At 64.6% G+C, this 24858-nt stretch carries 23 protein-coding genes; 15 read left to right on the top strand and 8 right to left on the bottom strand.

Annotated features, from left to right (window positions below):
• Window positions 1–111: 111 nt before the first annotated feature.
• From JOF47_RS13025 to JOF47_RS13015, 3 genes are read left to right on the top strand one after another with little or no spacing between them, the layout of a single operon-like run.
• Complete coding sequence (locus JOF47_RS13025; protein ID WP_209999124.1) at window positions 112–312, top strand: DUF4244 domain-containing protein; 201 nt, start codon at window positions 112–114, stop codon at window positions 310–312.
• Between the two features lie 11 nt (window positions 313–323).
• Window positions 324–668 carry a TadE family type IV pilus minor pilin gene (locus tag JOF47_RS13020; RefSeq protein ID WP_209999123.1) on the top strand — a complete coding sequence of 115 codons (345 nt, stop codon included), beginning with the start codon at window positions 324–326 and terminating at the stop codon, window positions 666–668.
• Entirely contained in the window at window positions 665–1120 is a 456-nt protein-coding gene (locus JOF47_RS13015) for an Rv3654c family TadE-like protein (RefSeq protein WP_342592773.1), read from the top strand. The genes JOF47_RS13020 and JOF47_RS13015 overlap by 4 nt, the downstream gene beginning before the upstream one ends.
• Here the strand turns inward: JOF47_RS13015 and JOF47_RS13010 are convergent.
• Window positions 1095–3422 (bottom strand): DEAD/DEAH box helicase, encoded by a 2328-nt coding sequence (locus JOF47_RS13010; RefSeq protein WP_209999121.1) that lies wholly within the window; start codon window positions 3420–3422, stop codon window positions 1095–1097. The genes JOF47_RS13015 and JOF47_RS13010 overlap by 26 nt on opposite strands.
• 102 nt (window positions 3423–3524) lie before the next feature.
• The gene (locus tag JOF47_RS21970) at window positions 3525–4028 is read right to left on the bottom strand and encodes a GNAT family N-acetyltransferase (RefSeq protein WP_342592772.1); all 504 of its coding nucleotides are present in this window, start codon (window positions 4026–4028) and stop codon (window positions 3525–3527) included.
• 302 nt (window positions 4029–4330) lie between these two features.
• Here JOF47_RS21970 and trhO point away from each other — a divergent pair, with 302 nt between their 5' ends.
• Window positions 4331–5251, top strand: a complete 921-nt coding sequence (gene trhO, locus JOF47_RS13000) for an oxygen-dependent tRNA uridine(34) hydroxylase TrhO (RefSeq protein WP_209999109.1) — start codon at window positions 4331–4333, stop codon at window positions 5249–5251.
• A gap of 195 nt (window positions 5252–5446) precedes the next feature.
• Here trhO and JOF47_RS12995 read toward each other — a convergent pair whose 3' ends face one another.
• Entirely contained in the window at window positions 5447–7045 is a 1599-nt protein-coding gene (locus JOF47_RS12995; RefSeq protein WP_209999107.1) for a helix-turn-helix domain-containing protein, read from the bottom strand.
• 256 nt (window positions 7046–7301) lie between these two features.
• On the opposite strand from JOF47_RS12995, the gene JOF47_RS12990 reads away from it, so the two are divergent.
• The 4 genes from JOF47_RS12990 (at window position 7302) to JOF47_RS12975 (ending at window position 11602) form a co-directional block, all read left to right on the top strand.
• A complete protein-coding gene (locus tag JOF47_RS12990) occupies window positions 7302–7502 on the top strand; it encodes a hypothetical protein (protein WP_209999105.1) in 201 nt (66 codons plus the stop codon).
• A gap of 57 nt (window positions 7503–7559) precedes the next feature.
• Window positions 7560–8993 (top strand): purine-cytosine permease family protein, encoded by a 1434-nt coding sequence (locus JOF47_RS12985; RefSeq protein ID WP_209999094.1) that lies wholly within the window; start codon window positions 7560–7562, stop codon window positions 8991–8993.
• Between the two features lie 6 nt (window positions 8994–8999).
• Window positions 9000–10013: an alcohol dehydrogenase catalytic domain-containing protein gene (locus tag JOF47_RS12980; protein ID WP_209999083.1), complete on the top strand. Its 1014-nt coding sequence runs from the start codon at window positions 9000–9002 to the stop codon at window positions 10011–10013.
• Between the two features lie 65 nt (window positions 10014–10078).
• Window positions 10079–11602 carry an aldehyde dehydrogenase family protein gene (locus tag JOF47_RS12975; protein ID WP_209999081.1) on the top strand — a complete coding sequence of 508 codons (1524 nt, stop codon included), beginning with the start codon at window positions 10079–10081 and terminating at the stop codon, window positions 11600–11602.
• Between the two features lie 154 nt (window positions 11603–11756).
• Here JOF47_RS12975 and JOF47_RS12970 read toward each other — a convergent pair whose 3' ends face one another.
• The 3 genes from JOF47_RS12970 to JOF47_RS12960 form a co-directional block, all read right to left on the bottom strand.
• On the bottom strand, window positions 11757–12557 hold the full coding sequence (locus JOF47_RS12970) for a hypothetical protein (RefSeq protein ID WP_209999078.1): 801 nt from the start codon (window positions 12555–12557) through the stop codon (window positions 11757–11759).
• Entirely contained in the window at window positions 12554–13222 is a 669-nt protein-coding gene (locus JOF47_RS12965) for a SatD family protein (RefSeq protein ID WP_209999076.1), read from the bottom strand. Before JOF47_RS12965 ends, JOF47_RS12970 begins: the two co-directional genes overlap by 4 nt.
• 83 nt (window positions 13223–13305) lie before the next feature.
• Window positions 13306–13887, bottom strand: coding sequence for a GNAT family N-acetyltransferase (locus tag JOF47_RS12960; RefSeq protein WP_245356358.1), 582 nt, complete (start codon window positions 13885–13887; stop codon window positions 13306–13308).
• On the opposite strand from JOF47_RS12960, the gene JOF47_RS12955 reads away from it, so the two are divergent.
• The 7 genes from JOF47_RS12955 to JOF47_RS12925 all read left to right on the top strand — a co-directional run bounded on the left by JOF47_RS12955 (window position 13877) and on the right by JOF47_RS12925 (window position 22473).
• Window positions 13877–15553, top strand: coding sequence for a DUF7059 domain-containing protein (locus tag JOF47_RS12955; RefSeq protein WP_209999074.1), 1677 nt, complete (start codon window positions 13877–13879; stop codon window positions 15551–15553). The genes JOF47_RS12960 and JOF47_RS12955 overlap by 11 nt on opposite strands.
• Window positions 15554–15564: 11 nt before the next feature.
• Entirely contained in the window at window positions 15565–16200 is a 636-nt protein-coding gene (locus tag JOF47_RS12950; protein WP_209999072.1) for an ArsR/SmtB family transcription factor, read from the top strand.
• Window positions 16201–16343: 143 nt separating this feature from the next.
• Window positions 16344–19124 carry a type I DNA topoisomerase gene (gene topA / locus JOF47_RS12945; protein ID WP_209999070.1) on the top strand — a complete coding sequence of 927 codons (2781 nt, stop codon included), beginning with the start codon at window positions 16344–16346 and terminating at the stop codon, window positions 19122–19124.
• Window positions 19125–19166: 42 nt separating this feature from the next.
• Window positions 19167–20192 carry a Ppx/GppA family phosphatase gene (locus JOF47_RS12940; RefSeq protein ID WP_209999068.1) on the top strand — a complete coding sequence of 342 codons (1026 nt, stop codon included), beginning with the start codon at window positions 19167–19169 and terminating at the stop codon, window positions 20190–20192.
• 22 nt (window positions 20193–20214) lie between these two features.
• A complete protein-coding gene (locus JOF47_RS12935; protein WP_209999065.1) occupies window positions 20215–21054 on the top strand; it encodes a sugar phosphate isomerase/epimerase family protein in 840 nt (279 codons plus the stop codon).
• Window positions 21055–21073: 19 nt separating this feature from the next.
• Window positions 21074–21943, top strand: coding sequence for a pyrroline-5-carboxylate reductase (proC, locus tag JOF47_RS12930; protein ID WP_209999064.1), 870 nt, complete (start codon window positions 21074–21076; stop codon window positions 21941–21943).
• Window positions 21944–21999: 56 nt separating this feature from the next.
• Window positions 22000–22473 carry a hypothetical protein gene (locus JOF47_RS12925; RefSeq protein ID WP_209999062.1) on the top strand — a complete coding sequence of 158 codons (474 nt, stop codon included), beginning with the start codon at window positions 22000–22002 and terminating at the stop codon, window positions 22471–22473.
• A gap of 119 nt (window positions 22474–22592) precedes the next feature.
• On the opposite strand, the gene JOF47_RS12920 is transcribed toward JOF47_RS12925, so the two are convergent.
• Window positions 22593–23264: a potassium channel family protein gene (locus JOF47_RS12920; RefSeq protein WP_209999060.1), complete on the bottom strand. Its 672-nt coding sequence runs from the start codon at window positions 23262–23264 to the stop codon at window positions 22593–22595.
• Complete coding sequence (locus JOF47_RS12915) at window positions 23257–24696, bottom strand: TrkH family potassium uptake protein (RefSeq protein ID WP_209999057.1); 1440 nt, start codon at window positions 24694–24696, stop codon at window positions 23257–23259. The genes JOF47_RS12920 and JOF47_RS12915 overlap by 8 nt, the downstream gene beginning before the upstream one ends.
• Window positions 24697–24858 lie beyond the last annotated feature (162 nt).

The raw sequence follows: 24858 nt of genomic DNA, 5'->3' as shown, positions 1-24858 counted from the left end.
CGGACGCCCCGGAGCCAGACTCAAGGGGAGCCATGCCGGGCCCGACGGCCGGAGGGTTCGCAAACAAGCAACACACACCCAAGAAAAGCAACAAGGAAAGGCAGGCAGCACATGGAACACGAGGTCGAGCTGGTAACGCCGGGACACATCGATCTGCGGGCCATCGGGGACGAGGAAGGCAGCACCACCGCGGAATTCGCCATCGTCACGCTGGCGGCCGTGGCCTTCGCCGGGCTGCTGGTCAGCATTCTTTCCAGCGGCGATGTGCGCGGAATGCTTCTGGGGCTGATCCGTCAGGCCCTGTCCTTTTAGGGACCGTTGGCATGCGAACGCATTCGGAAGACGGCAGCAGCACCGCGGAAATCGCGGTGCTGCTGCCGGCCGTTGCCCTCCTGCTCACGGTGGTGGCCGCGGCGGGAATGCTCGGCGGGGAACAAGTGCGGATCCAGCAGGCCGCAAGTGCCTCGGCGAGGGAACTGGCCCGCGGCACCGATGCGGGCGAAGCCATCGCCACCGCCCTGCGCATTGGCGGTGCCGACCTACACGTCTCCCTGGGGTCGGGGGCTGGTTACGAAAAGGTGTTTGTCACCTCCGGAGTCACCCTTCCGTTGTTGGGGGAAATCCGTTTGACCGCGGAGGCATCGGCCCGGAAGGAAATCGAGCCGTGAGGCGGACACGCATTTCCGGGGCCGGGAGCGAGTCGGAGGCGGGCAACGGGACGGTGCTGATGATTGCTGTCGTCTTCCTGGCGTTCTTCGCGCTGGTGGTGGTGCTCATGCTCTCCGCCGCGGGCCATGCGGCCTCCAAGGCAGCAACGGCCGCGGACCTTGCGGCGCTGGCCGGTGCCGACGCCGCACGTCTCCTCATCCCCGGGGAACCGTGTGCCGTTGCCGGGCAAACGGCCCGGACCAACCATGCAATGGTCACCGAATGCAGCAGGCAGGGAACCAGCGGTGAGATCGTGAAAATCGCCGTCAAGGTTCCGGTCGCGATGGTTGGCTGGCTTCCGCCCTTCGGCCACGCGGTTGCCGTGGCGCGGGCGGGCCCGCCGCCGCAGCCCTGGCGCTTGGCACCGCAGGCCACCCGGGGGATTCTCAGGCCGAGTGCGCCGCCTCGCTGAGGATGGCCGAGAGCAGGCGGATCGCGCCATGTTTGTCCAGCGGGTTGTTCTTGTTCCCGCATTTGGGGGACTGGACGCAGGACGGGCACCCGCTTGCGCATTCACAGGCGGCAATTGCATCCCGGGTGGCGCCCAGCCAGGCCGTGGCCTTTTCGTATCCGCGCTCCACGAATCCGGCTCCGCCGGGGTGGCCGTCGTAGACAAAGATGGTGGGCATGGACGTGTCCATGTGAAGCGCGGTGGAGACCCCGCCAATGTCCCAGCGGTCGCTGGACGCGACCAGCGGCAGCAAACCGATGGCCGCGTGCTCGGCGGCATGCAGCGCGCCGGGGAATTCCTCGGGGGAGATGCCCGCGGCGATCAACCGCCTCTCCGGAATGGTGAACCACACGGACTTGGTGTGCAGGTCGCGGGCCTCAAGGTCCAGGGGCTCCTCGCTGAGGATTTCGTTGCTCATCACCGATTTGCGCTGGAACGACACCACCTGCGTGGTGACCACCACGTCCCCGAAGTTGGCGGTGATCGGGCCCCATTGCACGCTTCGCTCGATGTCCCTGACCTCGACCGTGGTGATGTCGCGCGCCTGGGTGTAGAAATCCGGGTTGGCCCGGGTCACCATGACGCAGTGGTCCATTTCGTTCAGTTCGTCAACCACGTAGCTGGCACCCTGGTGGACGTAGATGGCCCCGGTGTGTGCCTGGTAGTGGGTCTGCGGCGAATCCATGGTTCCCAGGAGCGCGCCCGTGTCTGACTCGATGATGCTCACCGGTCCGCCGCCATCGGCGCGCAGGTTGACCATTGAGGCGGCATGCTCCGGATGCGTCCAGAACCACCCTGCGGGGCGCCGGCGCAGGAAGCCCCGCGCCACCAGCGACTCAAGCAACCCGTGGGCGGAGGGGCCGAACGCCGCAAGGTCCTCCGGGCGCAACGGAAGCTCTTCGGCGGCCGCGCAGAGGTGGCCGGAAAGCACATAGGGGTTTTCGGGGTCGAACACCGTCGCCTCGACGCCGGCTTCGAAGATGGCCTCGGGGTGGTTGACCAAATACGTGTCCAGCGGGTCGTCGCTTGCCACGAGCACGGCCAAGGCATCCTGTCCGGCGCGCCCCGCCCTGCCGATCTGCTGGAAGAACGAAGCCCTGGTGCCGGGCCAACCCGCCACCAACACGGCGTCGAGGCCGGCAACGTCGATCCCCAGTTCAAGTGCCGAGGTTGAGGCCACGCCCAGAAGTGTCCCGTTGCGCAATTGCTCCTCGAGTTCGCGCCGCTCGGCCGGCAGGTAGCCGGAGCGGTATGCCGCGACGCGATCGGGAAGCGTGGGGTGGACCTGGTCGACCATGTTCCGGGTGATCGTGGCGATGGTTTCGGCTCCACGCCGTGACTTGATGAAGGCGAGCGTTCGCACGTGGGAGCAGACCAGATTGGCGAGCAGATTCGAGGTTTCGGCAACGACCGTGCGGCGGGTTGGGGCCCCGTTTTCACCGTGCAGATCCGTGAGAGGCGGTTCCCACAGGGCGATGGTCAGTGCGCCCTTGGGCGAGAAATCGGTGGTGACTTCTTGTGCCGTGGCACCAATGAGTTTGGAGAAGGAAGCGGCGGGATCGGCGCTGGTGGCCGAGGCGCCGATAAAGACCGGATTTGCCCCGTAGTATTCGCAGATCCTGCGTAGCCGGCGTAGCAGGTTGGCGATGTTCGATCCGAAAACACCGCGGTAGGAGTGTGCTTCGTCGATGATGACAAAGCGCAACCGGCGCAGGACCCTGGCCCACCAAGTGTGGTTCGGCAGGATGCCAAAGTGCAGCATGTCGGGATTGGAGAGGATGAAGTTTGCGTGGTCGCGGATCCAGCGACGTGCGGAAACTTCCGTGTCGCCATCGTAGCTGGCGGCCCGCACGCTCGAGAGGCCGAAACCCGCAATTGCAGAGAGCTGGTCCGCTGCCAGAGCCTTGGTGGGTGCCAGATAGAGCACGGTGCCGTCTTGGGGAACCAGGCTTGCCTGGTTTTCCAGTGAGGAGGTGTGGATGGCGTTCAGGGCCGGCAATTGGTATGCCAAGGATTTGCCCGAGGCGGTGCCGGTGGCAATGATCGTGTGTTCGCCTCGGTGGGCAAGATCCGCTGCCTGGACCTGATGCAGCCAGGGGGAGCTGACGCCCGTGCGTTCAAAGACTTCGCGAACCTCAGGATGGACCCAGCCCGGCCACGGTCCGGTGAGCGCCTCGCGCGCTTGGATGGTGCGGGAATGGAGCAGCGCCGAAGGGGTTGGCCCGTGGCCCAACAAGGCGATCTGTTCCGAATAAGCGTTCACCGAATCATTGTGGCATCCCACGGGGTCACCTGTTGATTGGGTGACAAAAAAGTGGTGGGCCTCGCCAAGGCAAGACCCACCACCAAACGAAAATTTTTGAATCTAGGCGTCTTGCTTGCCTTCAAAGAGAACAACGTTGCCCAGATTGGTCCAACCGAGCGACTGGTAGAGCTGCTGGCCGTCGACCGAGGCGATCAGCAGGCCTTCCTCGACATCGTGCTCCAACGCAAGGGAGACCAAGGCACGCATGATCAAGCTGCCCAGTCCGCGACGGCGGAAGTCCGGGGCGGTGATGATGCGGTCGAAAATGGCATAACCCTCGACTGCGGACACGTGGCCGCTTGCGGCAACAACCTCGGCGTCTTCCACGGGGTGGATCGAGACGTAGGCGTGGGTGTTGTCGCGTTCGATCTGGAAGGCGAACCCTTCAGTCGGGCGTGGTTCCTCGACGTCGTGGCCGCTCATCTCGGTGACCATGAGTACTTCATCGGAATTGACCACGTTTAGTCCAGCAGCCTGGGCTGCTTCGATGAGCGAGGAGATTTCGTTGGCGAATGCCGTCAGGCGACGCTTAGGGTGCTTGTGCAGCGTCTCGGCAACAGCCACCAATTCTTCATTGGACGGCTCATAGATAACGTACTCCCAGTCACCTGAAGTATCGTGGCGCAGGGCGGCATGGACCCGACCCTCATGTCGGTTCTCATAACCTCGTGCACCAGCCCAGCCGGTAACCCAAGTACCAATTAGTTCATCGCTTGCAGTAGATCCCATAGCTCGACCCTACCCCGTGAACAGGCCCGATGGGTTGCATTGAGGTGAACTGTTGCACGCTTGAAACACTCGAACATCCCGGTGACGGTTGACACTTCGGATGCCCTAAACGGGATTTTGCACCTAGGCTTAACAGCGTGTCGCAGAACCGAATTGTCTTGTATTACGCCTTTACCCCACTCGCCGACCCCGAGGCCGTGCGCCTATGGCAGCGAACGCTCCTAGAGAGGTGGGGTCTTCGCGGACGCATCATCATCTCCAAGGACGGCATCAACGGAACGGTCGGGGGCGAGATCTTTGCCGTCAAGCAGTACGTCAAGGCCACCCGCGAGTACCCGGCGTTCAAGAAGATGGATATCAAGTGGTCCGAGGGATCTGCCGAGGATTTCCCGCGTATTTCCGTGAAGGTCCGCGATGAAATCGTGTCATTCGGTGCCCCGGGCGAGCTGAAGATCGACGACAACGGCGTACTCGGCGGCGGCGTGCACCTCAAGCCCGAGGCCCTGCACGAATTGGTTGAAGCGAAGAAGGCCGCAGGCCAGGAGGTCCACTTCTTCGACGGCCGAAACGCCTTTGAAGCCCAGATCGGCAAATTCAAGAACGCGATCGTTCCGGACGTCGAAACAACGCACGACTTCATCGCCGAAATCGAATCCGGCAAATACGATGACATGAAAGACCAGCCCGTTGTGACATATTGCACAGGCGGAATTCGCTGTGAAGTGCTTTCGGCCCTCATGGTCAATCGCGGCTTCACCGAGGTCTACCAGATGCAGGGCGGCATCGTCCGCTACGGGGAAACCTTCGGTGACAAGGGGCTCTGGGAAGGCTCGCTGTATGTCTTCGACAAGCGCATGCACATGGAATTCAGCGAAGACGCCGTGACCATCGGCAAGTGCGTTTGCTGTGAGGCGCCAACCAACAAGTTTGAGAACTGCGCGAACCTTTCCTGCCGGAACCTGCGCCTGTTCTGTGCGGACTGCGCCGCCACGGACGAACTGCGTCGCTGCCCCGACTGCGTCGCGTCGGCCAACGCGCTTGAAAGCGTCAGTTCGTAGCCGCAGGGCAAGCAGCATGACCCGCCCGAACCAGGTTCGGGCGGGTCATGCTGCATTTAGGGGTAGCCACCCCGTTTGGCATGCCGGGTCGACGGTGGTTGCAATTCGCCGACGGAGGCGATGAAACGACAGGACACATCGGGGACGTCCGGCGGTTTTCGCCCACGCCTGGTTCCCGGGGCGCGGCAGGGGGGCTTATCCCCTGACGCCCAACCGGTACAGGGTGACTGCAAGGTGCAGGGACGTCATGGTGTCGGCGTCGGTCAGTTCGCGGCCCTGGACTTTTTCGATCCTGCGCAGCCGGGCGTAGACGCTTGGCCGGCTCAAATGCAGTGCCCGGGACAACTCCGCGATGCTGCCGTTGGTCTGGAGGTAGGTCTCGATGAAGTCCATGTACTCCGGCTCGTCCAGGAACGGTGCGAGTTGGTCGTGCACATAGGTGTGGCTTTCCTCCACGTCCAGCAGGCGTTGCATGAGCCAACGGAAGCCGAGGTCGCTGGCGCGGTGGTACGGAGCCCCGGAATGGTCCATGGTCGACGCCGAGTGCGCCACGCGGCAGGCTTCGTCCAATCCCTTCAGGGCCGTGATGCCCAGCTCGGGGCTGGCCGTTCCAACTCCCATCGTCCAGGAACTGTCGTTGCCGTAAGTGCCGAGTACCGGTCCGATGCTGTCATGGACGATTGACAGGGCTGCCTCGATGTCGGCCGCCGCGGGCAGGCATAAAAGGATGCCCACCCCGTTTGCGCCGGAATCACAGGCAAAGGCCGGGAAGCTGGAACCGCGAAGCGTGTCCTGCAGCGTGGCGGTAATGGCTGCCAGGTCGGGGCTTGCCGACGCTGACACGGCGCTGCCGCGCTGCTTGAAGTTGATGGCGATGGGTACGAACAAGTCGACGGATGCCACGCCCAGCATCGCCGCGTGCAGCAACAATTCCTTTTCGCTTCGGATTTCGCCCGAGCGAACCTCCTTGACCATGGTCGACAGCGACTCCTGCCGGGCCAGCGCCAAGTCGGCAGAGCCATTGGGCAGCAGTTCGCCGAATGACGCGCCGACCTCCTCCATGCCCAGGGAAGCGCGTGGGTTTCCCGCGCCCACCGTTGAGACAAGCTGCCCCACCTTCCGGCCATGGCCGATAACCGGGTAGACCAGCCAGTTCTCGTTGCCCACGACGCGGACACTGGAGCCCAAGACCTTCGAAGAGGCTGGCGCCTGGATGAAACGCCGCATCTGCTCCGGGTCCAGGCCCTGGTGGATGACAACTGTGGACAGCGAATCCTCGAGGACAAGGGGTGCATCGAGCATGTCGGCGATCGCGGAGAACAGCTCCCTCAGCTCCAGGTGAGAGGCGGCCGCGGATGAAAGAAAATTCGATACCGCATCCAACCCGCTCAGCCCTCTGGCGGCGGAGTAGATAAGCCGATGCACGGTTTCGGTGATGTCAACGAAACGGGCGCGGTCGTCCAGCAGCACCACAGGAATCTGCGCCGTGGCAGCAGCCGTTTCCAGGCACTTCTTGATTTCGGGCGCATCGGAAAGGAAGGAGAAGATCACCCCGGCTGCCCCTGCTGCGGCCAAGCCGTCCAAAAAGGCCTGGGTTGTCTCTAGCGATGTCGTCAAGGACAGGCCGGAACTGAGGATCAGTTCCCCGCCTTCCAGGAGGCCGGACAAATCCGCGGACTCTGTCACGTGGATGCTGCGGACCGGGGAATCCAGGAGTCGAGCCTGGCCGAGCACCTGTGGATGTCCCTCGCTGACCGCTGAAACCCCTAGAATTCGGCGAATCGTTAAGGTCATTTACAAAGTGTAACAGCGGCAAAATCGAGGTGATTACAGTATTGATGTTGTGCAGGTCACAGGGTAGGGCCACGATAGAAGTGTGACTTCCGGAGCATGTTTTTCGAGAAGCCGCAGCCTTGAAAGCCGTTGAATCCGGATGCCTCACCAAGTTCCCGATGACCCACAAATGCGTGGATTTCGCCGCCCGTAAATTCTAGCGAGCGATCGAACTTGTCCGTGGTATCCAGATGATAAAGCGAAGGAATGGCAGGAAATGAAAGAAACAAGCGAAGAAGTTGATGGGTCAGGGTCCGAGCTGGATCTCGCAGGTTTTGAAGCGGAACGTGACAGGGTGTGCACCTATTTTGCCGAGCGCGAAGGCAAACGGCAGCCCGGGCAGCTCACCAATGTCGAGTACATCTTTGTGGGCGTCTTGCTCGTCGTGACATTCGCCCTGGTCCTGGTTTTTCAGTAAGCAACCTTCACTGCCCAACACCCCTGGCTAAGGGGTGCCGATCACAGAGGATTCCCAATGGACTACGCCATTGAAGCAGAACGAGGAAGGGCCCCGTTGCCGCCGTCAAAGCGGCTGTGGGGATTCTGGGAATACACTTGGGCCAACGCGGCCCTCGCGATTGCCACGTGGGGCTTTCTCATCGGAGGATCGCTGGCGCTCGTTGTCGATGTAAAGAGCGGTCTTGTCGCCATCGTTCTTGGAAACGTCTTGGGCGTCCTCCTGGTTGGGCTCGCCGTATCCGTCAGCGCCGGTAAGTACGGAACCGAGCAGTACACGTTCATGCGCAGCGTGTTCGGCCACAACGGCAGCCGGGTCATTTACACGGTGGCAATGATCCTGCTGACGGTCGGCTGGCTGGTGGTCCTGGGGACCATGTTCGGCCGTTCCATCGACTCCGCAATTAGTGTTGTCAGTGACCGGGACCCGGATCCGAATGCACCGTACATCTACGTCATCACGATCATTGCCATAGCGCTGACCGCCTACATCGTGGCCAAGGGCCCAACCTCCATCAAGCTCTTCAACGTCATCGTTGCCCCCGCCTTGATCCTGGTCATGGGCTTCATGATCTGGCTGTTCCTTTCGGACACTTCGCTCTCGGAGCTGCTTGCCCTTGACGCGCTCGCCCGGCCGTTCGATTCCAATGCCGTGAACTTCATGATCGCCGTTGAAATCAACATTGCCGCCGGTTTCTCCTGGTGGCCGTACATCGGCAACCTGTCGCGCATCACCAAGAACGAACGCACGGCCTTCTGGCCAAACCTGATCGGCATCGGATTCGCCGCCAGCCTGGGTGAAGCAGTGGGACTCATCGGCGCGATCAAGTACGGCAACGCCGACCCGACGCAGTGGATGGCGGAAACCGGGGGACTGTGGCTGAGCGCCATTGTCTTGGTGTTCATCGCCTTCGCGAACATCACCAGCATGGCAAACATCCTCTACACGGCAGTCGTTGGACTCCGGCAAATGTTCGGCGCGCTGTTCAAGAACGTGTCCTGGGAGTGGCTCGTCACGGGGTTCTGCATTGTCCCGGTGATTGTCATGTTTGCCATTCCGGGCCTCTACGACGGATTCATGACGTTCCTGGTGTGGACCGCGGCCATCTACAGCGCCCTGACCGGAATCATGCTTGTCGACTACTTCCTCCTGCGCCGGCAGCGGGTGGACCTCAAGCACCTATTCATCGAAGGCAAATCGTCGATCTACTACTTCACCGGTGGCTACAACATCGCCGCGATGGCCGCAACGGTGAGCGGCATTGTGATCTTTACCGTCACTTTCAATCCGTTGACTTTTGAACACACAGGATATTTCCGGTACACCACTGCTTCGCTGCTCGCAGCCGTCGCAGCCGGGCTCATCTACTGGGCGATGTCCGCATTATTCGTTGTACCCCGTGGCCTGGGCGGTTACCCAACTTCCCGCGCCAAAACCCTCACTAGGAGCTGAATTACGATGACTGAAACCATGTTGGCCGCTTACTTCACCGAAGACAACAGCCCCCTGGAAATCCGCGAGACCGCCATCCCGCAGCCCGGCAAGGGCGAGGTTCTCGTCAAGATGGAAAGCTGCGGCGTATGCCACACTGACGTGCACTTCTGGAAGGGCGAGGATGAGCTTCCGCGCCCGAAGCCGGCAATCCTGGGCCATGAAGGCGTCGGCTCGATCGTTGCCGTCGGCGACGGGGTGGAACTTACGGCGGGAGAACGAGTCGGCGTCGGCTTCGTGTACTCCGCCTGCGGCAACTGCCGCGAATGCCGCAAGGGCCTGGAGACCTACTGCCAGAACAGCCAGGCCACGGGTGTCCACGTTGACGGGTGCTTTGCCCAGTACATCGTGGCCCCCGCCGACTGGGTCACCCACATCCCCGGGGAGCTCTCCTCCGAGGAAGCCTGCCCGCTGCTCTGCGCCGGCGTCACCGCCTTCAGTGCGGTGCGCAAGGCCAACATCGAGCCCGGCTCCGTCGTGGTCATCTTCGGCCTCGGAGGCCTGGGGCAGTACGCGATCCAGTTCGCCAAGCTCTTCGGCGCCAAGGTCATCGGCATCGACCTGGATCCCAAGAAGCTGGAAACCGCCAAGCGCCTGGGCGCACACGCCGCCTACGCACCGGGCGAGGAGGCCGAAAAGGCCATCCATGAACTGGGCGGCGCCGACGCCCTCCTGAGCTTCGCGCCCTCGCCGCAGGTGTTCCGGAACATGTTCACCCTGGCGGCCCCGACCGCCCGATTCATCCAGGTGGCACTGCCGAACAACCCGTTCACGTTCAAGGCCGCCGAGCTCATCGACCTGGGCATCACCATCATCGGCAGCGCCGACGGCACCCGTCTGGAACGCGACCAGGTCATGCAGCTGGCCAAGGACGGCCTGGTCCACTCGAACGTCGAGACGATGGAATTCAGCAACATCAATGAAGCATTCCGCCGCCTGGATGCCGGGGAAGCCGACGGCCGCCTCGTCGTCCAGTTCTAGGTCTTCCAATCCCCACCGCCGCATAAACACCATCTTTTCCAACACAAAACCGAAAGGGGCTTCAGATGAGCATCGACAGCGCTGAAACCTACTTTGACAACTACTTCGACACCTACCAGGTCCCTGCTTCCGTCCGTTCTTTCCTGGCAAGGTCACACCAACTGTTTATCGACGGTGCCTGGGTGGATTCCTCCGACGGCGCCACGGTGCCTGTCACCGAACCATCAACCACCCAAACGATCTCCAACATTGCCAGCGCTACCGTGGCAGACCTGGACAAGGCGGTTGCCGCGGCCCGCCGTGAATTCGACGGCGGCTCCTGGAGCCGGTTCACCCCGCTGGAACGCGAGGGCCTGCTGCACAAGCTTGCGGACTTGATAGAGGCGAACACCGAGGAACTGGCCCTGCTCGAATCGATCGACGTGGGCAAGCCGTTGGCCGAGGCCGAGATGGATATCCAGGGCACCATCGACACCTACCGCTACTTTGCCGGTTGGGCCTCAAAGATCTCCGGCCGCAGCGGCGAGGCAGCGGGGCTGCCAGGGGACTACGTGACCTACACCCGGAAGGAACCAGTGGGTGTTGTCGGTGTCATCGTGCCGTGGAACTTCCCGCTGCAGACCCTGGCCTGGAAGCTGGGCGCTGCCCTGGCCGCAGGATGCACCACCGTGGTGAAGCCGCCGGAGATCACCTCGCTGACGACCCTTCGCTTCGCAGAGCTGGTCAGCGAGTCCGGCATCCCGGGCGGCGTTGTCAACATCCTCACCGGCAAGGGATCCACGGTCGGTGCGGCCCTGGCCGGACACAAGGGCATCGACAAGGTCACCTTCACCGGTTCAACGCCCACGGGCAAGTCGGTGGGCCACGCGGCGCTGGAGAACCTCACCCGCATGACCCTCGAGCTCGGCGGCAAGTCCCCGGTCCTGGTCTTCGCCGACTCGGATCTGGACAAGGCGGTTGAAGAGGTCGCCATGGGCATCTTCTTCAATGCCGGGCAGATCTGCGACGCCGGTTCCCGCCTGTACGTCGAAGATGCAATCTACGACGAGTTCATGGGCAAGCTTGTCGAGAACGCCAAGAGCTGGGTCATTGGACCGGGACTCGACCCGGAAAGCGCCATCGGCCCGGTTGTCTCCGAAAACCAGTGCAACAGCGTTATGGGCTACATCCAGACCGGAATCGACGAGGGCGCCACGCTGTTGTGCGGCGGCAATCGGCTGGACCGCACGGGCTACTTCATTGAGCCAACCATCTTCGGCGACTGCAACAACCAGATGACGATCGTCCAAGAGGAGATCTTCGGCCCGGTGCTGGTGGCCCAACGGTTCTCAACCGAGGAACAAGCCATTGAATTGGCAAATGACAACCAGTACGGCCTGGCCGCAACGATTTACTCGCAGAACCTGAACCGCGTGCACCGTCTGTCCAAGGTGCTCAAGGCCGGTTCGGTCTATGTCAATGCGCAGAGTTCCATCGACCCGGCGATGCCCTTCGGCGGTTTCAAGAACTCGGGATTCGGCCGGGACCTGGGACCGGAGCAGCTGGACTCCGTGACGGAGACCAAGACCGTCTGGATCACGCTGTCGTAGCCGGCGGCGCCAGGAAGGTGCTTGAAATGATGGCGCTGCTGATGCAGGGCTGAGTCCCTCAGTTCCCGCCTGGAACAAGCGGTGTTGCCCCGACGAAATCGGGGCAACACCGCTTGTTTTCATGTGTGGCACCGGCTCGAAAACGCCCTGCAGGCTAGCCCGAGATGCGGATGAGACCGACCCCCAGCAGGGACAGGCCCCAGCTGAACAGGCTGCCCACCAGGAAATACTCGGCCTTCGATCCGGTGGCCCCGTCGTTGGAGATTTCGGGGAAACGAACGATGCCCTTGGCCGCAATCAGCGACGCGACAATGGTGAACATTCCCGCGAGCGTCAAGGTGAGCAGGCCCAGTCGTTCCAGCGGGCCGATGAGCCTGCCGCCACGCAGGTCCGGCAACGGCACGGGGGCCTCGGCGAGGACTCCCCGCCGGTGGATGCTGCCCGGACGCAGGGCGCTGCGCACCACGATGTTCGAGCTTTCGAGGAGGAACAACCCCACGCCGATGGCCACGAGGATCGAAGCCAGCGGAATCTCGCGGATCCATTCCGGTGCCGCAGTGCTGTGCCAGATGCCGGCCGGGGTGCCGACAGTCGGATCCGTGGTGTCAATGACGGCGAAGGCGAGGGTGCCCAGCAGCACGCCGAGCGCCGGCCACAGGCGCAGCGGGGCGGCTGCTTCCTCGTGGCTCGTGGTGGTGGCCAGCCAGCCTGCGGCCAGGACCGTGGCGGCGAGGGCCCACCACCACTCCATGCCCAGCAACCACATGGATGAAACCAACATGACCGCCCAGAATGCGCTAATGACCAGGGTCATGGTTCGTTTGCCCCGGACGTCCAAGGCGCGGTGGGAACGCACGGGCCCGCCGACGTTTTCATCACGGGACTCGTCGCGGACTATTGATCTGGTCAGGTCCGCGATGCCGATCATGGCCAGCAGGAGCGCCGCGGTGATCATCGCTGCACCCGGTGGCGGGGCTCGAGCACCGTTTCGAGCTGTTCCAGCGAGGCGACCAGTGTGCCGGCACCCGAGTTTTTCAGAGCCTGGGAGACCGCGGACTGGGTGACGCCCTCCGCCCGGGCGATGGAGCTCTGGGTTTGGCCCAAGAGCAACCCGGAGGCGTAGCGGCGGGTCTTGGGATTCAGTGAGGAGATCAGCTGGTCGCGGGTCAGCAGGTACGCATTGGTGATGGCCGTTTGGTCGTCATCGGCCTTGGCGCCGTGGAACCAGGAACGCAGCGTGGGGTTCTTTGCCTTTTCGCGCTGCCGGGCTTCATCGATGGCTGCCCGGGCCGCCCACCATCCGGATCCGTCCTGGATGCGGGCGGCGGAAATCGAAGAGACCGGCTTGATGGATCCACGGCCGATGCCGAACCGGCAGTCGATGTCTTCGGGCAGGCTCAGGCGCAGCAGGGCCGTCGAGGACAAGGCCTCATGCAGCGTTGAATACACCGCCTGAAATTCGTCTCCGACCGTGGCCTGCCATGGTTGGAGTGCGGGCTGGTGCCGTTCGACCATCGCGCAGACGGACTCGATGGCGGCTTGGGCCGATTCGCGGTCCGCGAGCTTTCTCGAGTCCACGATGTCCATGATGACCGGGACGACAACATCAAACGATCTCATGGGAAGAGCATACGACTAATATCCCCAAGAATATAAGTATTTTGCTAATATTCTTGGGAATATCAGTCGCCAATCCGTGGCAGCTAGCCCCCCGGCCACATCCCCGCGGCTCCGTCGCCGGGGACCAGCTTTTCGGTCTCGGTGTGGAAAACGCTGAGGCCGCGCGCCTCATAGTTTGCGATTGCGGCGGGGCCGTCAAGGGAACATGTGTGGACCCAGACGCGAGCCACCGGGGCAAAGCCCTCGCAACGCGTATCGAGATCCCACGCACGGGCGATGCCCTCGGTGAGCAACGCCCCACCCAGTCCTTGGCCGATGCACTGCGGGAAAAGGCCGAAGTACATGATTTCAACCTCGGTGCCCCCGTCCGCGTGCCGGGCCAGCAGCTCCACATAGCCGCCGGGCGCCCCGTTGACATAGAGCACGTGGGTCTCGGTGCCCGGCGTGCGCATCAACTCATCCCATTGGGTTCGGGTCAGCTTAAGCCGGTCCGCCCAGTTCCATTCGCTGCCCACCCCTTGGTAGAGGAACTTGCTGAACTCCGGGGTGATCTCCCGCACCAGTTCGATCCGGGCGCGGGCCGGCAGCGGGCGGGAGGACGGAACCAGCGCCGAAGCGGAAAGCTGCTGCAAATGCGTGGTGGTGACCTCAATCATGGAATCCATTTTAGGTTCTTTCCGTCCGGCCTTTCCCGGGCTGGATAGACTTGTGGGCGTGACTTCCACCGCAAACTACGCCCACGTTCCCGACGCTCCGCGCAGCGACGACCTGCAACTCCTGGCGGCATTCGCCCAAGACCTGGAGCGTGGGCAATTCGCCCACGAGGCCATCATCGAGTTCCTGGGCGAGGTGGCCCACGAGGCCCTCATGCGGGACCAGCTGATTCCGGCCTTGCGCCTGATCGGTTCGCTGCCGCGGCCGACGGTCCTGGGCACCATGCTCGGCCTGTTCATGCTGGGCGGCGAGGCTTCCGAATCCGACATCGCAGTGGCTTTCCCCTCGCTTGGCCTGGCCGGCCTGGTCGAACTGGGGCTGCTCGAAGCCGTGCCGGAGGCGAACGGAATGTGGCATGCCCGTGTGGATATGCGTCCGCACGCCTCGGATGCGGACGCCGAGATCTGGGTCGCCAGCGACCTCGGCGCACACCAGCGCCCCGGCGTGCTGCGCCACGACCACGTGCTGGGCATTGGCCAGGCTTCGCTGACGCTGGCCCAAACCACCATCCGACCGCGGGTGGACACCGCGCTGGACTTGGGCACGGGCTGCGGCATCCAGTCCTTCCACCTGCTCTCGCACGTACGTCGAGTCGTCGCCACGGACATCTCCGCACGCGCGCTGGGTTTCACCCGCTTCAACCTGCTGCTCAACCACCGGGCGCTGGAGATTGATCCCGCAAACCTCGAGGACCGGGTCCAGCTGCGCCTGGGCAGCCTGCTGGAGCCGGTGGCGGGGGAGACGTTCGATCTTGTCGTTTCAAACCCCCCGTTTGTCATCACCCCGCGCCGCGTGGGTGAAAACGCCGACGACCGCTTCACCTACCGCGACGGCGGAATGCCCGGCGATACCCTGGTGGCAACGCTGGTGCGGGACCTGCCCGGCATCCTTGCACCCGGCGGAACCGCCCAGATGCTCGCAAACTGGGAAATCACGGAGCCCGCGGACGCCGATGCCGGGCTCGAATGGAGCGCGGGGCCGCGCTCCTGGCTCCCGGAGGGCACCGAGGCCTGGTTCATCCAGCGCGAATCGGTCAGCCCCACGCAATACGCCGAAACCTGGTTGCGCGACGCATCCCAGTCCCGCGACCAGAAGGCCTTCGCGGAACAATACGGCGCCTACCTCGAGGATTTCGCCTCCCGTGACGTGGCCGCAATCGGCTTCGGCATGGTGTGGCTGCGCCGCCCGGCCGATGCGTCGAAGCAGCCGGTGGGACGGCTGTTCGAGGAAATCACCTACCCGATCGAACAGCCCATCGGCCCGTACCTGGGCCGGGCCATCGAAACCGCCGACGCACTGGACCTTGAAACGCTCGGGGATGTGCACCTGCTCGTTGCCGAGGACGTCACCGAAGAACGCCACCAGCGTCCGGGCGCCGAACACCCCGGGGTGATCCTGCTCCGCCAAGGCGCGGGCCTGCGCCGCACCGAACTCATGGACACTGCCCTGGCCGGGTTCGTCTCGGCCTGCGACGGGGATTTGAGCGTTTCGGCTCTTGTCGGCGCCCTGGATTCGTTGCTCGGCGAGGGCGACCCGGAATTTTCCGCACGACTTAATCAGGGGATAATACGACTTATTAAGCGGGGTTTCCTGTTGGAGATGCGAAACAACCGCTAAAGTTTTTTTGTATGAGCCAGAACACCGCCGAGAGCGACGACGTGAAGATCGCGCCGCTCACCCACATGCCCGCCAAATCGGTGACGATTAGCGATCCCCAAGCCATTCGTGCGCTCGCTCATGAAGCGCGGCTAACTGTGCTTGAGGAGCTTTTCGCGTCGCAGTCGACACGAACCGCCACCGAGCTTGCCTCCCGCTGCAACCTCACTCCCAGTGCCATGAGCTACCACCTGCGCGCCCTGGAGAAATACGGCTACGTCATCAGGGCCGCCAACGAGGGCGACGGACGCGAGCGCCGCTGGAAGGCGGCGGGCGACGAGCTGGTCCTCGGCTCGCTCGCCGATTCGGCCTCGGCCAAGAACGCCTATCTGAACGTGCAGCTCAATGCGTTCAGGGACAGGCTTTCGGCGGAAATCACCCGCCGTGACAAAGAACGCATCGCGGGCAAGGTGCCGGATCCGGACCGCGCCCCGATGCTGACCACCGGCATGGTTTTCCTCTCGGAGGCGCACCGCAAGGAATTCATCGCCAGGGTCTATGACCTGGTCTATGAATACGAGGCGAAGGCCGAACCCGAGGAACGCGGGGTCGACGGGGAGCGCCTTTACTACATGCTTTCCTTCCTCCAGGAAATCCGCGACGAATAACCCGCCGCAGGGCCCGCTCCGACCGGAAAAGCACGCGCTTTCTGGCGGGCACTTGCCTAGGTCCGCCAGAATGCGGCTAACCTAGAGCAGGGAATGTGCTGTGCGCCCACTTTGGTGCACCACTGGTTGCTAATAGGAGTACTGTGCCCGCCAAGGCCAAAGAAAAGACCGGAAAAAAACTCGTTATCGTGGAGTCCCCGGCAAAAAGCAAGTCCATCGCCAAGTATCTGGGCGAGGGCTTTGAAGTCGACGCCTCGGTGGGACACATCCGGGATTTGCCGCAGCCTTCGGAGCTGCCGGCGGAACTGAAAAAGACTTCACTGGGCAAGTTCGCGGTCGACATCGACAACGACTTTGAGCCTTACTACGTCGTCTACCCGGACAAGAAGAAGCGCGTCGCCGAGCTGAAGGCCAAACTCAAAGAGGCCGACGCCCTTTATCTCGCAACCGATGCGGACCGCGAAGGCGAAGCCATTGCGTGGCACCTGCTTCAGGTGCTCAAGCCCAAGGTCCCGGTCTACCGCATGGCCTTCACCGAAATCACCCAAGAGGGCATCAACCGTGCCATGGAGAACATCCGGGAACTGGACACCGACCTTGTCGATGCCCAGGAAACCCGTCGTGTGCTCGACCGCCTCTACGGGTACGAGATCTCCCCGGTGCTCTGGCGCAAGGTGGCCCGCGGCCTGTCCGCCGGCCGCGTGCAGTCCGTGGCAACCCGACTGGTGGTCGAGCGCGAGCGCGAACGCATGGCCTTCCGCAGCGCCTCCTACTGGGATTTGAGCGGCACCTTCTCAACGGCTAACGGCGAAACCTTCGGCGCCAAGCTGGCCTCCGTCGACGGTGCGCGCGTTGCCACCGGCCGCGACTTCACCGACCGCGGCGAGCTGAAAAACCCAAAGTCAGGTGCCGTCGCGCACCTTGACGAGGCCAAGGCTTCCGCACTTGCCGCTGGCCTGGCCGACGTCGACTTCGCTGTCACCTCGGTCGACGAGAAGCCGTACACCCGCCGCCCGGCCGCACCCTTCACCACCTCGACGCTGCAGCAGGAAGCTTCCCGCAAGCTGCGCTGGAGCTCCAAGTCGACGATGCAGGTTGCCCAGCGCCTGTACGAAAACGGCTACATCACCTACATGCGTACCGACTCGGTGTTCCTCTCCAACGAGGCGGTGAACGCGGCGCGCAAGCAGGCCGCTGAACTCTACGGAACCGACTCGGTGCCGGAGAAACCGCGCGTGTACAAGGCCAAGTCCGGCTCCGCACAGGAGGCCCACGAGGCCATCCGCCCGGCCGGCGACTCCTTCCGCCGCCCGTCAAGCGTGCGCGCCCAGCTTTCGGCCGACGAGTTCCGCCTCTACGAACTGATCTGGAAGCGCACCGTCGCCTCCCAGATGTCCGACGCCAAGGGCTTCACGGCCACCATCAAGCTGGCCGGCAAGGCAACCACGGGTCAGGTCGCGGAATTCTCCGCCTCCGGCACCGTGATCACCTTCCGCGGCTTCATGGCCGCCTACGAGGAGGGCCGCGACGCGGCCCGCGAGGCCGAGGCTGCGGAAGCCGCCGAGGAAGCCCGCCTGCCGCAGCTGAAGGTCTCCGACCCGCTGTCCGGCACCGGGATCGACGCCGCGTCGCACACCACCAGCCCTCCGGCGCGCTACACCGAAGCCTCGATCGTCGCCGAGCTGGAGGCCCGCGAAATCGGCCGCCCGTCCACGTTCGCCCCGACGATCTCCACCATCATGGACCGCGGCTACGTGACCAAGCGCGGCGGCGCCCTGGTGCCAAGCTGGATCGCGTTCTCCGTGGTGCGCCTCTTGGAGGAGCACTTCGCCAAGTACGTCGACTACGACTTCACCGCGCGCCTGGAGGACGACCTCGACGAGATCGCCCACGGCCAGCGCGGCCGCAGCGCCTGGCTGAAGGACTTCTACTTCGGCTCGGAGGAAACCGGCGAGGCCGGCCTCCAGTCCGTCGTGGAGAACCTGGGCGACATCGACGCCCGCGCCATCAATTCCATTGAGATCGCCCCGGGTATCGTGCTGCGCGTGGGCAAGTTCGGCCCGTACCTGGAAAAGCCGCTGCCGGCCGACGCCCCTGAGGGCACCGAACCGCAGCGCGCCAACGTTCCCGAGGACCTGGCACCCGACGAGCTGACCGCCGAAAAGGCCATCGAGCTCATGGAGAACCAGGGCCCGTCCGAGCGCGTGCTGGGCGTGGACCCGGAGACCGGCCGCACCATCGTGGCCAAGGACGGGCGCTACGGCGCCTATGTCACCGAGGTCATAGTCGAGCCGACCGCCGAGGAACTGGCGGCCATGCCGGTCGAGTACTACAAGAACGGCAAGCCGAAGCCTCCGAAGAAGCCGACCAAGGCCAAGCCGCGCACCGGGTCGCTGTTCAAGTCGATGACGGTGGAGACCGTCACCCTCGAGGACGCGCTCAAGCTCATCTCGCTGCCGCGCGTGCTGGGCACCGACGCCGAGGGCGAGGAGATCACCGTGCAGAACGGGCGCTTCGGCCCGTACCTGAAAAAGGGCAGCGACTCGCGTTCCATCGGCAGCGAAGAGGAGATCTTCACGATCACCCTGGAGCAGGCCCTGGAAATCTACTCGACCCCCAAGGTCCGCGGCGCCCGCACCGCGGTGCCGCCGCTGGCGGAGTTCGGCGTCGACCCGGTCTCGGAGAAGAACATCGTGGTCAAGGAGGGCCGCTTCGGTGCATACATCACCGACGGCGTCACCAACATCACGATCCCGCGCGACACCACCCTTGAGGAGCTGACCCGCGAACGCGCCATCGAGCTGCTTGCGGACAAGCGCGCCAAGGGCCCGGTGAAGCGCAAGACCGCGACGACGACCGCCAAGAAGGCACCCGCCAAGAAAGCCCCCGCCAAAAAGGCAGCGGCCGCAAAGACGAGCAAGTAGCCGCGCCCACGGCGCGGCGGAACACAAGGCGAGGGGCACACCATGAGGCTGGGCGTACTGGATATCGGGTCGAACACCGTTCATCTATTGCTGGTCGACGCGTACCCGGGCGCCCGCCCGGTGCCCTTCGCCTCGCACAAGCGGCCGCTGTCGCTGGTGCAGTACCTGGATGAAAACGGGGCCATCAACGAGGCCGGGCAGGCCGAGCTGCTGGACTTCGTGCACGAGGCCGCGCAGTTCGCTTCCAACCACCACGCGGAGGACCTGTTGGCCTTCTGCACCTCGGCCATCCGCGAATCGGCAAACGGCGAGGAAGTGCTCGAGCGCGTCATCACCGAAACCGGCGTGCGGCTGACCGAGTTGACCGGCGAGCAGGAGGCCGGCATGACCTACTACGCGGTGCGCCGCTGGTTCGGCTGGAGCTCGGACGCCATCCTGAACCTCGACATGGGCGGAGGCTCCTTCGAAATGGCCCTGGGCCAGGACGAGTTCCCGACCCTGGCGCACTCGGTGCCGCTGGGCGCGGGCCGGCTGACCCGCGAATGGCTGCCGCAGGACCCGCCCTCCATCAAGGAGGTCAAGGCCCTGCGCAACCACGTGCGCGAGACGCTGGCCGAACCCGTCGCCGAGCTGCGCCAGTTCGGCAGGCCCACGCTTGTCACCGGCACCTCGAAGACCTTCAGGTCGCTGGCCCGGATCACCGGTGCGGCCCCCAGCACGGAGGGCCCCTACGTCAAGCGCGTGTTGCGTGCCGACTCGCTGAAGCTCTGGACCAACCGCCTGACCGCGATGAACTGGGAGGAACGCGCAGAACTTCCCGGGGTTTCGGCGATCCGCGCCCCGCAGCTGCTGGCCGGTGCCATCGTCGCCCTCGAGGCAATGAACGCGTTGAAGGTCAAGTCCCTGCGCATCTGCCCGTGGGCGCTGCGCGAAGGGCTGATGCTGCGCCGCTTTGAGCATGTCCTTTTTGACTCCAGCGCCCCACTCAGTAGTAGCGTGGGAGTCGGAGAGGTAGCGCTGGGCAAATCCTCGGTGGTTTCGATGTCCCAGGGCAGCAACGTTCGTTAGCCAAAGATAAGGGGCCAGGTCCATGGTCGAGTCCAGCAACAACAGCAAAGCCCCCATTCCCGTTGCCCTTTCGAGCGCCTCGGTCTACCCGTTGAACGTGCACGACGCCTTCGCCGTCTCCCACGACCTGGGCTACGACGGGATCGAGGTGCTTGTCACCGGAAACCAGATCTCGCAGGACGCAGCCCAGCTCAACCGCCTGGCCGAACGCTACGACCAGCCCATCATGGCCATCCACGCGCCGACCCTGCTGCTGACCCAGCAGGTGTGGGGGACGGCCTGGAACAAGATCGAGGCCTCGGCGGCGATGGCCGTGGAGGTCGGCTGCGACGTGGTCGTCGCACACCCGCCCTTCCGCTGGCAGGGCACCTACGCCACGGAATTCTCCAGCGGCATCCGCCGGATCATGGAACAGTACGGCGTGAAGATCGCCGTGGAAAACATGTACCCGTGGCGGGCACGCGGCCGCGAGGCAAAAATGTACCTGCCGCACTGGAACCCGATCCCGGAGCCCTACGAATTCGTCACCTGGGACTTCTCACACTCGGCGATCGCCGACATGGACTCGGCCGCGGCCTTCCGCGACCTGGGCCAGCGGCTGAGCCACGTGCACCTGTGCGACGGCAAGGACAACGGCAAGGACGAGCACCTGGTGCCAGGGCTCGGCACCCAGCCGGTCATCGAGGCCATCGAGTTCCTGCGCGATTCGGAGTGGGACGGGGTGGTTGCCGTCGAGGTCTCCACCCGCAAGGCCCGCGGCGCGGGGGAGCGCGAGGCCTGGCTGGGGGAGACCCTGGAGTTCGCCCGCCGGTATCTGGCGCCCGTCACCACACCGGCCGAGGCCGGCAGCCACTCGATCTAGCCCGCGCGCCCGTGACAGAATGGGCCATATGACTTCTGCCCCTGACTCCGCCGCCCCGACTGAACGCAAACTCGCCTTCCTTGGCACCGGCTCCATGAACGGCGCGGTGTTGCGCGGCATCATCGCCTCGGGCCACAACCCGCAAGCCGTCAACGCCACCGTCCGCTCCGACGCCCGGGCCGAGGCCCTGCGCGCGGACACCGGCGTGAACGTGCTGATCGCCTCCGAGAACCCCGAGGCCAACAAGCAGGCGGTGAGCGGCGCGGACATCGTGTTCCTCGGCGTCAAGCCGGTGGGCATCCAGGCCCTCTGCGACGAGATCAGGGATTCTCTTTCCCCGCAGGCCGTGGTCGTTTCGGTGGCCGCGGCCATCACCATCGACATGATGGCCTCCCACCTGAACCCGGGACAGCCGATCGTGCGCTCCATGCCCAACACCCCGCTGATGGTCGGCGCGGGCGCCGTGGGCCTGAGCGCCGGGGACACCGTCACCGCCGAAGCCTTGGCCGAGGTGGTCCAGCTGCTCTCCGGCTCCGGCATCGTGCACGTGGTGCCCGAATCCCAGCAGAACGCCGTCTCGGCGATCAGCGGCTCCGGACCCGCCTACGCGTTCTACCTGGTCGAGGCCATGGCCAAGGCCGGCGTCGAGCTGGGCCTGGACCCGGCCCTGGCGATGGACCTGGCGCGCGCCACGGTCTCCGGGGCGGGCAAGATGCTTGCGGACCCGCAGGCCGACCCGGCGGCCATGCGACGGGCCGTGACCAGCCCCAACGGCACCACCGAACGGGCCATCGCGACCTTCGACGCCGAGGGCCTGCCGCAGATCATGGTCCACGCCACCGCGGCGGCCGCCGCACGCGCCGCGCAGATCAGCAACGAACTGGCCTGATTCCGCCGGGCCCGTTCGGCCGCCGGGGCGGCCAAGGGCCACATAGGATGGTGGACATGAAAAAGACGACGCGCACCGGCACGGCCCTCCCCGCCGCAGGGATCCGGGCCCTGGGCATCGGCGGTGCCGTCCTGTCGCTGGCCTTCGCGCTGGCCGGCTGCGCCGCCGAGCAGAAGCCCGGCGTCATCCTTTCCACGTCCAAGGCCGGGTATTCCGCGGTCGTCAGCACGGAGGCAGGGCACGGCGACTCGGCGACCGCCCAGCTGGCGGGTCCACTTGTCCTGGGCCCGGGAGGATGCTTCGAGGTCCTCGACGGAACCGGGACCTCGAACTGGCTGGTGCTTCCGGCCGGCTCCACCGTTGTCGACGGAGACATGCCGTCGCTGCGCATCGGAAACACCACCTACAACGTCGGCGACAGCGTGGACCTCGGCGGGGGATTCGCGCCCTTGAACGAGGCCGGGCTGGAGGTTGCCGGAGCCTGCGCCCTGGAACGCGAACCGTTCATGGTCCACTCCACCGCACCCTGAGGCTTCGCGAAAGCCGCGTCCGAAGCCCGCGGGCCCCGCCCGCAAATGACGGTGCCCGGCACCCCCTGCCCGCACTCGCGGGGAATCGGTGGTGCCGGGCATTCCGGTTTGTGTTCCGCCTACGGGCGGGCGGCGAAGCGTTCGAGCAGGTCAACGTGCCCGGAGACGATCAGCACGTCGCGCCGGGTGACCTTGGTGTCCGGCTGGGCGTAGGTGAAGTCCTCGCCGGGGGATTTCACGCCCACCACCGTGACGCCGTACTTGGAACGCACCTGGGACTCGCCGAGCGTGAAGCCCTGGGTTTCCTTGGGCGGGTACATCTTCACGATCGCGAACCCGTCGTCGAACTCGATGAAGTCGAGCATGCGCCCGCCCACCAGGTGCGCGGCGCGGACGCCGGCGTCGGCCTCCGGGTAGATCACGTGGTTCGCGCCGATGCGGGTGAGGATCTTGCCGTGCGAGGGCGTGATGGCCTTGACCCAGAGGTGCTCGATGCCCAGGTCCACCAGGTTCACGGTGATCAGCACAGAGGACTCGATGGAGGTTCCGACGCCGACCACGGCGGAGGAAAAGTCCTGGGCGCCGAGCTGGCGCAGGGCGTCGATGTTCGTGGCGTCGGCCTCCACCACGTGCGTGAGGACCGAAGACCACTTCTGCACCAGTTCCTGGTTGCGTTCGATGGCCAGCACCTCGCGCCCCTGCCGGACCAGCTGGTCGGCCACGGCCGCGCCGAAGCGGCCCAGGCCGATGACCAGGACCGGGGCGTTGTGGTCGGTTTTCTTGTCAGCCAATGATCGGCCTCTCTTCGGGGAAGTGGTACAGCTGGTTTCGCTGGCGCAGCGTCAGGGCCGCGGCCAGCGTGATGGTGCCGATGCGGCCGGCAAACATGAGGGCGGAGAGGACGTACTTCCCGCTCGGCGGCAGCTCCGCACTGAGGTTGGTGCTCAGCCCCACGGTGGCGAAGGCGGAAATCGTTTCAAAGAGCGCCCTTTCCAACGTCGTGCCGCTGATGACAAGCAGCGCGGCGGTGGCCAGCGAGACGAGCGTTGCGCCGAGCACGATCACCGAGATGGCCACGCGCATGGTGCCCTCCGGGATGCGCCGCCCAAAGGCCCGCACGTCGGTGTCGCCGCGGGCCTCGGCAAAGATTGCAAGGAACATCACGGCGATGGTGGTGACCTTGATGCCGCCGGCCGTCGAGGCGGAGCCGCCGCCGGCAAACATCAGGGCGTCGGTGAGCAGCATCGTCACCTGGTTCATATCATTCATGTTCACCAGGTTGAAGCCGCCCGAACGCGTCATGACCGAGGCGAAGACCGAATGGATGACCTTGTCGCCGGTGGTCATGTTGCCGATCGTGGCGGGGTTGGACCATTCGGCCAGCCCCCAGAGCAGCGTGCCCGAGACCAGCAGGAGCGAGGTGACCAGCAGGGTGAGCTTGGTGTGCAGCGTCCACTTCCTGGTGTTGAAGCGGTGCGCAATCAGGATCATCACCACGGGGAAGCCCAACGAGCCAAGGAACACGCCGAGCATCAGCGGGACCAGGATCCACAAGTCGGTCTCGTAGGGAACCAGGCCGTCGGAGTGCGGGGTGAAGCCTGCGTTGTTGAACGCGGAAATCGAATAGAAGATCCCGTGCCAGAGCGCCTGCGCGAAGGGCTCTCCAAGGATCAGGAAGCGCGGGGTCAGCATCAGCATCAGGGCGACCTCGATGGCCACGGAGGTGGTGATGACGATGCGCAGCAGCGAACCGACCTCGCCGAGGGTGGAGGCCGCCGAGGTGTTCATGGAGTTCTGCGCCATGAGCTTGCCGCGTACGCCCAGCCGCTTGGAGACGGCAAGGGAAAGCACCGAGGCGAGTGTGAGGATGCCCAAGCCACCGACGAAGACGCCGATGATCATGACCAGCTGGCCGAAGAACGACCAGTGGGTCGCCGTCGAAACCACGGTGAGGCCGGTGACGCACACGGCGGAGACCGCGGTGAACAGGGCATCGTACAGCGGTGTGTACTGCCCGCTGGCGCTGGCCGCGGGCAACGAGAGCAGCGAGGTGAAGATCGCGATGACAAACGCAAAGGTGAAGAGCGCCAGGCGTGCGGGGGAGCGGACGGTGAACTCGGCGGATGCCCGCCGCCACTGGTCCAGACGCGTACGCCATCGAGCCGGGTTGCGGGCGCTGGCATGTTGCCGTCCCGCTGACTCGAAGGAGGGAATGTTTCCCATGGTGTGGCGCGGCTCCCGGTCTTCGGAAAAAACGAGGTGCGGGCGATCTTTCCCGCAACACCCCACAATAAACCATGACGTCGCATCCGCGCCCCTTGCCCCGCCGTTGCCCTCGCCCCGCCGCGGGTCCCGCCTGCCCCCGAAAGGTGGGTGTCTTGGGGG

The organism is Paeniglutamicibacter kerguelensis (genome assembly GCF_017876535.1).
GTDB lineage: Bacteria > Actinomycetota > Actinomycetes > Actinomycetales > Micrococcaceae > Paeniglutamicibacter > Paeniglutamicibacter kerguelensis.
Note: the sequence above shows the minus strand (reverse complement) of the source record. Positions and strands in the feature narration are given on the sequence as shown.